This window comes from Methylobacterium sp. CCH7-A2, from assembly GCF_001557075.1.
GTDB classification, from domain to species: Bacteria; Pseudomonadota; Alphaproteobacteria; order Rhizobiales; family Beijerinckiaceae; genus Allobosea; species Allobosea massiliensis.
On record NZ_LSKN01000040.1, the window covers coordinates 1 to 10,789 of the forward strand.

At 69.4% G+C, this 10,789-nt stretch carries 12 protein-coding genes; 5 read left to right on the plus strand and 7 right to left on the minus strand.

Features of this window, described 5'->3' with window-relative positions; genetic code table 11:
• Window positions 1-157: 157 nt before the first annotated feature.
• From AX750_RS03680 to AX750_RS03685, 3 genes are all read right to left on the minus strand, one after another.
• Window positions 158-508, minus strand: coding sequence for a hypothetical protein (locus AX750_RS03680; RefSeq protein ID WP_066719006.1), 351 nt, complete (start codon window positions 506-508; stop codon window positions 158-160).
• Between the two features lie 29 nt (window positions 509-537).
• Window positions 538-606, minus strand: coding sequence for a hypothetical protein (locus AX750_RS27130; RefSeq protein ID WP_348626266.1), 69 nt, complete (start codon window positions 604-606; stop codon window positions 538-540).
• A gap of 117 nt (window positions 607-723) precedes the next feature.
• Window positions 724-2,046: an aminotransferase class I/II-fold pyridoxal phosphate-dependent enzyme gene (locus AX750_RS03685; protein ID WP_066719008.1), complete on the minus strand. Its 1,323-nt coding sequence runs from the start codon at window positions 2,044-2,046 to the stop codon at window positions 724-726.
• A gap of 129 nt (window positions 2,047-2,175) precedes the next feature.
• Between AX750_RS03685 and AX750_RS03690 the strand changes: the two genes are divergently transcribed.
• On the plus strand, window positions 2,176-3,066 hold the full coding sequence (locus tag AX750_RS03690) for a LysR substrate-binding domain-containing protein (RefSeq protein ID WP_066719009.1): 891 nt from the start codon (window positions 2,176-2,178) through the stop codon (window positions 3,064-3,066).
• A gap of 17 nt (window positions 3,067-3,083) precedes the next feature.
• Here the strand turns inward: AX750_RS03690 and cysE are convergent, their stop codons facing one another.
• Window positions 3,084-3,932: a serine O-acetyltransferase gene (gene cysE, locus AX750_RS03695; protein ID WP_066719011.1), complete on the minus strand. Its 849-nt coding sequence runs from the start codon at window positions 3,930-3,932 to the stop codon at window positions 3,084-3,086.
• Between the two features lie 177 nt (window positions 3,933-4,109).
• A complete protein-coding gene (locus tag AX750_RS03700) occupies window positions 4,110-4,877 on the minus strand; it encodes an alpha/beta hydrolase (protein ID WP_066719013.1) in 768 nt (255 codons plus the stop codon).
• Between the two features lie 103 nt (window positions 4,878-4,980).
• Between AX750_RS03700 and AX750_RS03705 the strand changes: the two genes are divergently transcribed.
• From AX750_RS03705 to AX750_RS03720, 4 genes are all read left to right on the plus strand, one after another.
• Entirely contained in the window at window positions 4,981-5,976 is a 996-nt protein-coding gene (locus AX750_RS03705; protein ID WP_066719015.1) for a heparan-alpha-glucosaminide N-acetyltransferase, read from the plus strand.
• A gap of 73 nt (window positions 5,977-6,049) precedes the next feature.
• Window positions 6,050-6,304: a zinc-finger domain-containing protein gene (locus AX750_RS03710; protein WP_066719018.1), complete on the plus strand. Its 255-nt coding sequence runs from the start codon at window positions 6,050-6,052 to the stop codon at window positions 6,302-6,304.
• A gap of 91 nt (window positions 6,305-6,395) precedes the next feature.
• Window positions 6,396-7,571 (plus strand): FAD-dependent monooxygenase, encoded by a 1,176-nt coding sequence (locus AX750_RS03715; RefSeq protein ID WP_066719021.1) that lies wholly within the window; start codon window positions 6,396-6,398, stop codon window positions 7,569-7,571.
• Window positions 7,572-7,647: 76 nt separating this feature from the next.
• The gene (locus AX750_RS03720; RefSeq protein WP_066719024.1) at window positions 7,648-7,965 is read left to right on the plus strand and encodes a hypothetical protein; all 318 of its coding nucleotides are present in this window, start codon (window positions 7,648-7,650) and stop codon (window positions 7,963-7,965) included.
• A 3-nt stretch (window positions 7,966-7,968) separates the two neighbouring features.
• Here the strand turns inward: AX750_RS03720 and chrA are convergent, their stop codons facing one another.
• Window positions 7,969-9,363 (minus strand): chromate efflux transporter, encoded by a 1,395-nt coding sequence (gene chrA / locus AX750_RS03725; protein ID WP_066719027.1) that lies wholly within the window; start codon window positions 9,361-9,363, stop codon window positions 7,969-7,971.
• Complete coding sequence (locus AX750_RS03730) at window positions 9,363-10,625, minus strand: hemolysin family protein (RefSeq protein ID WP_066719030.1); 1,263 nt, start codon at window positions 10,623-10,625, stop codon at window positions 9,363-9,365. The genes chrA and AX750_RS03730 overlap by 1 nt, the downstream gene beginning before the upstream one ends.
• Between the last annotated feature and the right edge of the window lie 164 nt (window positions 10,626-10,789).

A 10,789-nucleotide genomic window follows, 5' to 3' on the forward strand; every position in this document is an offset into this window, starting at 1 on the left:
TTCACCCCTGATTTGGGAATCCCTCCCGATTCAATCAGATCGGGTTCCGCTCTAAAGCGGCGCGCGATTTTTTTGAACAGCATCCTCAACAGGATAGTGAATCGCGAGATCGAAATGAAAAGGCAACTGATTTTGTTCGAGGCTTTAAGTCAAAGGATCAGAAGTAGCGGTCCGAGATTGATGATCCATTAGGCAGGTTGTCAAGGTCCACACATTCACCAGCCAACACGAGCCCGAGCGCATCGCCCATCGGTTCACCGATGATCTTGAACGTCTCAGCGCCGATCACCATCAGATCGCCCTCGGCGATTGTTGCCGCCTGGGAGCGTCGGATATCGATACCGACGGTCGGCAACACCGCGCGGCTGTCCCCGAATTCCGCCATACGGTCGGGCGACTTGCGGATGATGCGGATAGCGACGCCAGCGCCACCCGCCTTCCAAAGCGCATCCTCGCCGATATTGGCATCGGCGAAGAGCGCATCGATGGCCGCAGCGAAAGCACCCATCACGGATCATTCCGCCCAGAAGGAGGACTTCAGGCCGCAACGCCGAACAGAAGGTTACGGGCCGCAACCTTCGCGCAGCGCTCATTGGTGTCGTCCAAATAGACCGGCCCGCCGACCGTCCAGGCTTGCGAGCCGACGTAGTGAGTTCAAACACGCCCGTGAGATCGAGCGCGACATCGGCAAAGAGCGCAGCGTCGTTCGTAGCGACGCCCCCCTCACCGCATAAAACACAGCTCCCGGAACCTCCCCCGGAACGCCGTGACATCCCGCGCGATCGCCTCCGCCGGGCGCGAGCCGTTCAGCCCCTCGGCGATGTAGCCAGCGAGTTCGGGCATGTCGGCGGAGGTCATGCCGAAACGGACGATTTCGGGGGTGCCCAGCCGCAGGCCGTTGACGTCTCCCGCCACCTCCGGCAGCGGCAGGCCGATGCCGCAGCTCAGGATGTTGATGGCGCGCAGCTTCTGCGCCGCCGCCTGGCCGCCGCCATAGCTGTGCGCCTCGATCGCGAACTGGTGCGAGGTGGTGATGCCGCGCTCGCGCGCATAGACCGGGATCTGCCGCTCGCAGAGCGCCTCGGCCAGCGCCTTGGCGGTGGCGGCCATCATCTGCGCGTAGTCGCGGCCAAAAGCCTTCCAGTCGAGCAGCGTGATCGCCAGCGAGGCCGATTTCGCCGCGTCGAAATTCGCCGTCAGCCCGGGATAGGCGATGGCGTCGAGCCGCTTGGCGATGGCGGCGTCATTGGTGACGATCAGCCCCGAGGGCGGGCCGCCGAGGCTCTTATAGGTGCTCATCGTCATCAGATGGGCGCCCTCCTCCAGCGGCTGCTGCCAGGCCTGGCCGGCGATCATCCCCGACATATGCGCCGCGTCGAACAGCACGAGCGCCCCGACCTCGTCGGCAATCGCGCGGATCTCGCGGATCGGATGCGGGAAGAGGTTCAGGCTCGCGCCGATGGTGATCATCTTCGGCTTCAGCCGCAGCGCATCCTCGCGCAGCTTTGCGACATCGACGGTGTAGTTGGTCGCGTCGACCGGCGCCGGATGGGTGACGATGCCGTAAAGCCCGGCCGCGCCGGCGCCGTGATGCGTGACATGCCCGCCGATCGAGGGCGGCGGCGCGATGATGCAGTCGCCGGGCTTGGCCGCGACCATGAAGGCGTAGAGATTGGCGATGGCGCCCGAGGGCACGCGGATCTCGGCATATTTGGCGCCGAAGACCTGCGCCGCGAGTTCGGCGGCGATGATCTCGATCTGCTCGATCGCCTCCAGCCCCATCTCGTATTTCTCGCCGGGATAGCCCAGCGAGGGTCGCGCCCCGAGGCCCGAGCCCAGCGCCGCTTCGGCGCGCGGGTTCATCACATTGGTCGCGGGGTTTAGATTGAAGCAGTCGCGCTCGTGGATGTTGCGGTTCTCGGTGGTCAGCGCCGAAAGCCTGGCCTCGATCGCGTCCAGCGGCTGGCCGCTGACGCCGCCGGCGACCGCGAGCACGTAATCCTCGCTCGCCGCGGGAACCCAGTCGCGCCTGCCCAGTGCCGTCATCGCCATTCTCCCGCCCCGCCGGGGCCTGCCTGAAACCCAACGTCATAGGAGCGGTTTGCGCCGCCTGGCGCAAACGAGTATTCGTCGCTCGAAGGCAGAGAAAATCTCAGCCTCCCGCCGGACCCCTCCATGGCCGTCAAGCCGCCCCGCCCCCGCCTGCCCTCGCTCAAGGCGCTGCGCGCCTTCGAAGCGGCTGCGCGTCTCGAGAGCTTCACCGAGGCCGCGGCCGAGCTCGGCGTCACGCCCGGCGCCGTCACCCAGCAGATCCGCCAGCTCGAGGCCGCTCTGGGGCTCTCGCTGTTCCGCCGGCTGCCACAGGGCGTGGTGCCGACGGTCGCCGCCCGCGAGGTGCTGCCCCGGCTGACGCGCGGCTTCGACATCCTGGCCCAGGCCGCCCAGAGCCTGCGCGAAAGCGAGAGCCAGCGCGCGCTCACCATCGCCGCTTTGCCCTGCATCGCGCAGCTCTGGCTCTCGCCGCGCCTGCCCGCTTTGCAGCGCACCTGGCCGGATCTGCAGGTCTCGATATCGGCGATGGAAGCGCCCCCCGATCCGCGCCGCGAGCCGCATGACCTGTCGATCTTCTACCGCGAGCCCGGTTCAGGCCCGCAGGCGCTGACGCTGGCCGGCGAGGACGCGATCCTGCCGGTCTGCGCGCCCGAGCTGGCGGAACGCCTCGGCTCGACGGCCGATCTCGCCGGCCAGACGTTGCTGCACGACGCCGTCTGGCACAACGACTGGGCCCGCTGGCTCGCCCATGCGGGAGCGCCACGCGGCCTCGATGCGACGCGGGGCCCGCGCTTCTCGCTCTACAGCCTGGCGCTGGATGCGGCGCTGACGGGCTCGGGCATCTTGATGGGGCGGCTCTCGCTGGTCGCGCCTCTGCTCGCGCAAGGGCGGCTGGTCGCGCCGCTCCGGCCGCCGCTGCTTCTCAGCGAGCGGCTGACGGTGACGCCTGCGACCACGGAGCACCCGCATCCGCGCCATGCCGAGATCGCCGCCTGGCTGGTCGCGCAGGAGTGAGGCCAGAGGCGCGTGGCTCAGATATCGGCGCCGCAATCGCCGCAAAGGATCTGGTCCATCGAGCGCGAGGGCTCGGCGCAGCCGGCCTCGCCGACGACCTTGGCGGGAACGCCCGCGACCGTCTTGTTGCGCGGCACGCTCGCCAGCACGACCGAGCCCGCCGCGACGCGCGAGCACTGGCCGACCTCGATATTGCCGAGGATCTTGGCACCGGCGCCGAGCAGCACGCCCTTGCGGATCTTGGGATGGCGGTCGCCGCCCTGCTTGCCGGTGCCGCCCAGCGTGACGCTGTGCAGCATCGAGACGTCGTCCTCGATCACCGCCGTCTCGCCGACGACGAGCCCGGTGGCATGGTCGAGGAAGATGCCCTTGCCGATCTTCGCGGCCGGGTTGATGTCCGTCTGGAAGACCTCGGAGGCGCGGCTCTGCAGATAGAGCGCGAAATCGCGCCGGTCCTGCCGCCAGAGCCAATGCGCCAGGCGGTGGCACTGCAGCGCGTGGAAGCCCTTGAAGAACAGCACGGGCTCGAGCACGCGGTAGCAGGCGGGGTCGCGGTCGAGCACGGCGACGACGTCGGCGCGCATGCCGAGCCCCACCGTCGCGTCAGCGGCGAGCGCCTCGGCGAAGGCCTGCTCGATCAGATCGGACGGGACGGCGGGATGGCCGAGCCGCGCCGCGACGCGGTGGCTGACCGCGGCCTCGAAGCTCGGCTGGTTCAGCACGGAGGCGAGGATCAGGCTGCCCAGCGCCGGCTCGGCGGCGAGCGCGGCCTCGGCCTCGCGGCGCAGCCGCGACCAGACGGGGTCGAGCCGCTCGAGCCCGCTCGCGGGATCGCGGACTTCGGCGACGGAGCGTCCTGACGACATGGTTTTTCTCCGGAGAGGGTCGTTCGGCAAGGCCGATCCTAGCACCCGAGGCGGCATCGACGCCAAAGCTGTTTCAGGGCGATGGGCCACCCGCATGTGGGGCGCCGGATTCGGTTTGTCAAAACCGTTCCACAAACGCTTGTCGGAAGAGGGTTTTCGAACCGTCTCCCCGCGACCTCACAAACGCGACAGGAAGTCGAGCACCGCCTGCTTGTGGCTCTTGTCGCCGACGGCGAGGTTGTGGTCGCGGCCCTGGATGTCGAAGGCCTCCGCGCCGGGGATCAGCCGCGCCAGCGCCGGTCCCGAGCCCGCGACCTCGTCGGTCGTTCCGACACTGACGAGGGTCGGTGCGGCGATCCGGCCGACCTCGGCCTCGCTCAACGTCTGCCGCGAGCCGCGGATGCAGGCGGCGAGCGCCTTGAGATCGCTCTTCGTCGCCTCGGCGAAGGCGCGGAACATGCGCTGCATCGGGTCGGTCAGACCGTCGAGCGAGGGCGCCTCCATGGCGTCGGCAATGCCCAGCGGCAGGCCGACGCCCTCGACGAGATGGATGCCGAGCCCGCCGAGCAGCAGCGCGGTCAGCCGCTGCGGATGCGCCAGCGCGAGATGGGCGGAAATGCGCGCGCCCATCGAATACCCCATCACCGCCGCGCGCGGGATGTCGAGATGGTCCATCAGCCGCCGCACATCCTCGGCCATGATCTGGGAGGAATAGGCGGCCGGATCGTAGAGCTTCTGGCTCTGGCCATGGCCGCGATTGTCGAGTGCGACGACGCGGTAGCCGGCATGGGTCAGCGTCTTCGTCCACTGCGTGTTGACCCAGTTGACCATGTGGCTCGAGCCGAAGCCGTGCACCAGCACCACCGTGGCATGGCGCTCGACATCCCCCGTGGGCGCGAGATCGACATAGGCGAGGCTGACGCCGTCGGAAGAGAAGGTCTGCATGGCGGTCCGTGGCGGGTCTTCGAAGCGGAACTGTCGCCCTCCCATGCCATCAACGCCACGACTTGGGTAGCGGTTGCGCCGCCGCCTGCCTATGAAGGCTGCCATGAGCGCCGTTCCCTCCGAAGCTGCCGCCCCCATGACCGCCCCCTCGCCGCGCCTGCGGCTGGAGATCGTCGATGGCGCCCGCGGCGTCGCGCTTCTGGCGATGTTCGTCTTTCACTTCGCCTATGATCTGTCCTTTTTCGGGCTGATCGAGACCGATGTCCCCTCCGAGCCCGGCTGGCGCGGCTTTGCCCGGCTGATCGCGGGCTCCTTCCTGACGCTGGTCGGAATCAGCCTCGTCCTGGCGACGCGGAGCGGCCTGAACCGCCCCGCCTTCCTGAAGCGCCTCGCGATGGTCGCGGGCGCCGCCGCGCTAGTGACACTGGCGACCTATTTCGCGATGCCGCGCAGCTTCATCTTCTTTGGCATCCTGCATCATGTCGCGCTGGCCAGCGTGCTGGCCCTGCCCTTCCTGCGCCTGCCGGTTGCCGCTGTTGCAGTCGCTGCGGTCGCCGCCTTCGCCCTGCCGGTCCTCGTCGCTCATCCGCTGCTCGATGCGCCCGCCCTCGCCTGGCTCGGCTTCTCCCGCGCCCCGATCGTGACGGCGGATTTCGTGCCGGTCTTTCCCTGGTTCGGCTGCGTGCTCGGCGGGATCGTACTGGCCAGGCTGGCCTTGCCGCGGCTGGCCGGCAGCCGCCTCGCGAGCTGGCGCCCGAGTTCACTACCGGCGCGGATCCTCTCCTGGGGCGGGCGGCACAGCCTGCTGGTCTATCTCGTCCACCAGCCGATCTTCATCGGCGCGCTGATGCTGGCGCTCCAGCTGAATCCGGCGCAGCCGGTCTCGCCGGAGCGCGGCTTCATGCTCTCCTGCCAGCGCAGTTGCGGGACGGGACCGCTCGGCGCCGACGCCTGCGAGCGGCTCTGCGCCTGCACGGTCGATTCGCTGAAGCGCGAAAACCTCTGGCAGGAGACGCTCACCGACACCCTCGACCAGAGCCAGCGCGAGCGGGTGTCCGCTCTCGCCCAGGCCTGCCTGCGCCCGGCGACGCCACGCTGAGGCAATCGCGCACTGGCGCGCAGCGCTGCGGCGCGATAGTTTGCAGCCACATCACGAAGCAAGAGCGACGATCATGGCCGATCACGGCATTCCGCATTTCCACAACGACAAGGGCGTCGCCGTCATCCATGTCGGCGCGCGCGAGTTCATGTGCATCGGTGCCAAGCCGCCCTTCGACCACCCGCATGTCTATCTCGACATGGGCGGCGACGACGAGATCGTCTGCCCCTATTGCTCGACGCTCTACAAATTCGACGCGAGCCTCAAGCCCGGCACCTGCTCGCCGCCCGATTGCGCCCATCACGAGACGGCCCAGGCCGCGGCCTGAGGCCAGGGCGGCCCGGACCAGCCGGCCGCTCCCCTTTCCGGGCGGGCCGCAAGGCCCGGCCGCAGCGCCCGTTCGTGAAAGCCTGCCGCCCGTGTCCGCTCCCCATTTTCTGATCGCCGGCGCCGGGATCGGCGGCCTGACCATGGCCCTGTCCCTGGCGCGGCGCGGCATCGCGGCGACCGTCGTCGAAAAGCGCACCGGCTTCGGCGAGTTGGGCGCCGGCCTGCAGATCAGTCCCAATTCCGGCCATGTCCTGGACGGGCTCGACCTCACCCTGCCGCTGAAGCGCGTCGCGGTGAGGTCCCAGGGCCTCGTGGTCCGGCGCTGGCGCGATGGCCGGGCGCTGCTGGAGGCGCCGACGCCTGAGACCGCGCAGCCGCCCTACCGGCTGCTCAAGCGCAGCGACCTCCACACCGTGCTGCTCGATGCCGCCCGGGCCATGCCCAATATCCGCCTCGTCGTCGGGCGCGGCATCGAGGACGTCGTCGAGGTGGATGGCGGCGTCGCGGCGACGCTCACCGGCCAGAGCGGCCAGACGGAAACCCTGCACGGAATCGGCCTCATCGGCGCGGACGGCCTCTGGTCGCGCGTGCGGGACCAGACGGGCGATGCGTCGCCCCCCGTCTTCACCGGCTTCGAGGCCTGGCGCGCCCTCGCCCCGGCCGGGATGGCTGGCCAAGCCCAGGTCGAGCTGCATCTGGGCGCGGGCCGTCATGCGGTGCATTACCCGGTCGCGGGCGGGCGGGAGACCAATCTCGTCGTCGTGCGGCGCGCCACCGAGGCCCGCGAGGGCTGGTCGCGCGAGGGCGATGCACGACAGGTCGCGGCACAGGTCGCGGAAGCCTCGCGGCCGCTGCGCGATCTCGTCGCCGCGGCCTCGGGCTGGCAGGTCTGGTCGCTGTTCGACCGCAAGCCGGCCGTGATGGCGAAGGGGCGCGTCGCGCTTCTGGGCGATGCCGCCCACCCCGTCCTGCCCTTCCTCGCCCAGGGCGCCTCTCTGGCGATCGAGGATGCCGCGGTTCTCGCGCGCCTTCTGGCGCGGGCGCTCGAGGCGAAGGGCGAGGCCGGCGTCCCTACCGCGATGGCGGCCTATGCGAGCGCGCGCGCCCAGCGGGTCGCGCGCGTGCAGGAGGCCAGCCGCAGCAATGGCCGCAACTTTCATCTCGGCTGGCCGCTCGGCATCGCGCGCGACATCGCGCTCGCACGCCTCGGCGCCGAGGGCATGCGCCGCCGCTATGCCTGGCTCTACGACTGGCGCGATGGCTGACGGTCTGCGGCGCGATGATCTCGCCTTCGCCGCAATTCGTACCTAGCTTCGTGAAGCAGGAACGGATGACCCCACGATGATCCGCGTCAATCTCCATGAGCAGATCGGCGGCCGCGCCGCCACGATGCCACGCTGGGCGGCCTGGCTCGCCATGGCTGCAAGCCTCGTCATCGGCGCCGTGCTCTTCCTGCTCGCCGCCAGCCTCGCGCTGATCCTGCTGCCGGTCGCGGCGCTGGCCGGTGCCATCGCGATCTGGCGCCTGCGCAGCCGGCTCAAGGCGGCGGGCTTCGGCCAGCCGGGCCCGATGCCGGGCGAGCCGCGTGGTGCCGCACGCGGCGAGATCATCGACGCGGAATACCGCATCATCGAGCCGAACGAGCCGCCGCGGCGCTGATCGTTACGCCGGCAGGCGGGTGAGGATCACGCCCGCGACGCCACAGACGGCGAGCGTCGGGATCATCCCGATCTTGAAGCGCAGCATCGCGACGATGGCGCCCGCGCTGAGCAGGGCGGCGCGCCAGTCCAGCGAGGCCAGCACCGGCCAATCCGACGACAATCCGAGGAACGAGACCGTCCTCACCTCTCTGAACAGCACGTGCAGCCCGAACCAGAGCGCGAGGTTCATGATCACGCCGACCACGGCGGCGGTGATCGCGCCCAGCGCCGCCGACAGCGCCCTGTTGCCGCGCAGCGCCTCGACATAGGGGCCGCCGAGGAAGATCCAGAGAAAACACGGTGCGAAGGTGACCCACAGCGTCAAGAGCGCGCCGAGGCTCCCCGCAAGCAGCGGCGGCAGATCGCCGGCCCCGCGCATGCCGGCGAGAAACCCGACGAATTGCAGCACCAGGATCAGCGGCCCCGGCGTCGTCTCGGCGAGGCCGAGCCCGTCGATCATCTCGCCCGGCTGCAGCCAGCCATAGGTCTCGACCGCCGCCTGCGCCACATAGGCCAGCACCGCATAGGCGCCGCCGAAGGTCACCACCGCCATCGTGCTGAAGAAGCGCCCGAGCTGCGTCCAGACGCTGCCCTCCCCCGTCCAGAGCCAGAGAACGAGCACCGGAGCGAGCCAGAGCGGCAGCCAGATCGCCAGCGTCCGCAAGGCCCGGCCGGTCGAGGGCCGGACATGGTCGAGTTCGCCGCGCGCGAACAGCGCGTCGACGACGCCCGTGACATCGGGCCCGGCCTGGCCATGGCCGGCCTGCGCGCCGAACAGCGCCGGGCTCAGCCGGTGGCCGGCCCAGCCGATCAGCCCCGCGGCGAGGATGATTGCCGGAAAGGGCACCCTGGCGAGGAAGATGGCGAGGAAGGCGGCGATGGCGAGCGCCACCATCGCCCGGTTCTTCAGCGCGCGACGGCTGATCCTCAAGCCCGCCTCGATCACCACGGCGAGCACAGCCGCCTTGATGCCGAAGAACAGCCCGTCGACGAGCGGAACCTCACGATAGAGCACGTAGAGGATGCTCAGGCCCAGCATCACCGCCGCGCCGGGCAGAATGAAGAGCAGCCCGGCGATCAGCCCGCCGAGGGTGCGGTGCATCAGCCAGCCGATATAGACGGCGAGCTGCTGCGCCTCCGGGCCGGGCAAAAGCATGCAGTAGTTCAGCGCGTGCAGGAACCGCGCTTCGCCGATCCAGCGCCGCTCCTCGACCAGTTCCTTGTGCATCAGCGCGATCTGCCCGGCCGGCCCGCCGAAGGAGAGCAGCCCGATGCGCGCCCAGACGCGCGTCGCCTCCGCCAGCGTCGGCAGTTCGCCGCCCGCGGCGCCAGCGCCTTCGGGCGTCGCCTGCGCCATCAATCGATCCGGCTGACCAGGATCTTGTCGATCCGGCGCCCGTCGAGATCGACCACCTCGAAGCGCCAGTGCCCCTTCTCGAAGACCTCGCCGACCACCGGAAGATGGTTGAGCTGCGCCAGCACGAAGCCGGCCACGGTCTGGAAATCGGCGTCGCGCGGGATCGAGATGCCGAGCTCGTGCGAGAACTCGTCGACCTGCATCCAGCCCGCCACCAGCCAGGAGCCGTCGGCGCGCGCCACCAGCGGCGGCTCGTCCTCTTCCTCCTCCTGAAAGGCGCCGATGATCGCCTCCAGCACGTCGCCCGGCGTGATGATGCCCTCGAAATGCCCGTACTCGTCGAAGACCAGCGCCATATGGACGCGCGAGGCGCGGATCTCGCGCAACACCAGCAGCGCGCCGGCCGTGTCCATCACCACCGGTGCCTCGCTGACCAGCCCACGCAGATCATGCGTGCCGCCATCCGACAGGAAGTCGATCAACTCCTTGACCACGACGACGCCGATGATCGCATCCGCCTCGCCGTCCTGCACCGGCAGGCGCGAACGACGCGTGGCGCGCAGCTGCTCGCGGATCTCGTCGGCGCTGTCGGAGAGGTCGATCACCTCGACCTCGCGGCGCGGCGTCATCAGGGCGCGTGCCGAGCGGTCGGCGAGACGCATCACGCCCGAGATCATCTCGCGCTCGTCGCGCTCCAGAACGCCGGCCGTCTCGGCCTCGGCGATGATGGTGCGGACCTCCTCTTCGGTGACCTTCTCCTCCGGCTCGCCCTTCTGGCCGAGCAGCGCCAGCACGGCCCGCCCCGAAATGTCGAGCAGGAAAACCAGCGGCGCGCCGATCTTCGACAGCAACAGCATCGCCGGCGCGACCCGCGCCGCGACCCGCTCGGGATCGCGCAGCGCGATCTGCTTGGGCACGAGCTCGCCGATGATCAGCGAGAGATAGGTGATCGCGACGACGACGAGGCCGACGCCGAACCCGTCCGAGACGACCTGCGAGAAGCCCTGCCCGACCAGCCATTCCGACAGCCTTGCGCCCAAGGTCGCGCCCGAAAAGGCGCCCGAGAGCACGCCGACGAGCGTGATTCCGATCTGGACGGTGGAGAGGAAGCGGCCGGGATTATCGGCAAGGCGCATCGCGGTCTTGGCGCCTTTGCTGCCCTGATCGCTGAGGACTTTGAGGCGTGCGGGACGGGAGGAGACAACCGCGAGCTCGGACATGGCAAGCAGACCGTTGATGACGGTCAGGGCCACGACGATCAGAATTTCGGTTAACAAAACCAGTCCGTATCATGCAGAGCCGCAGCGATGGCGGCCTGCTTCTGCGCCCCTTATAGCGGATGTTGTGCCGCTGGCGATGGTTCACGGCCAAAATTTTTGCGGCGAGGACGCGTGATGACCGAGCAAAAGCCCGCCCCCTGGGACCC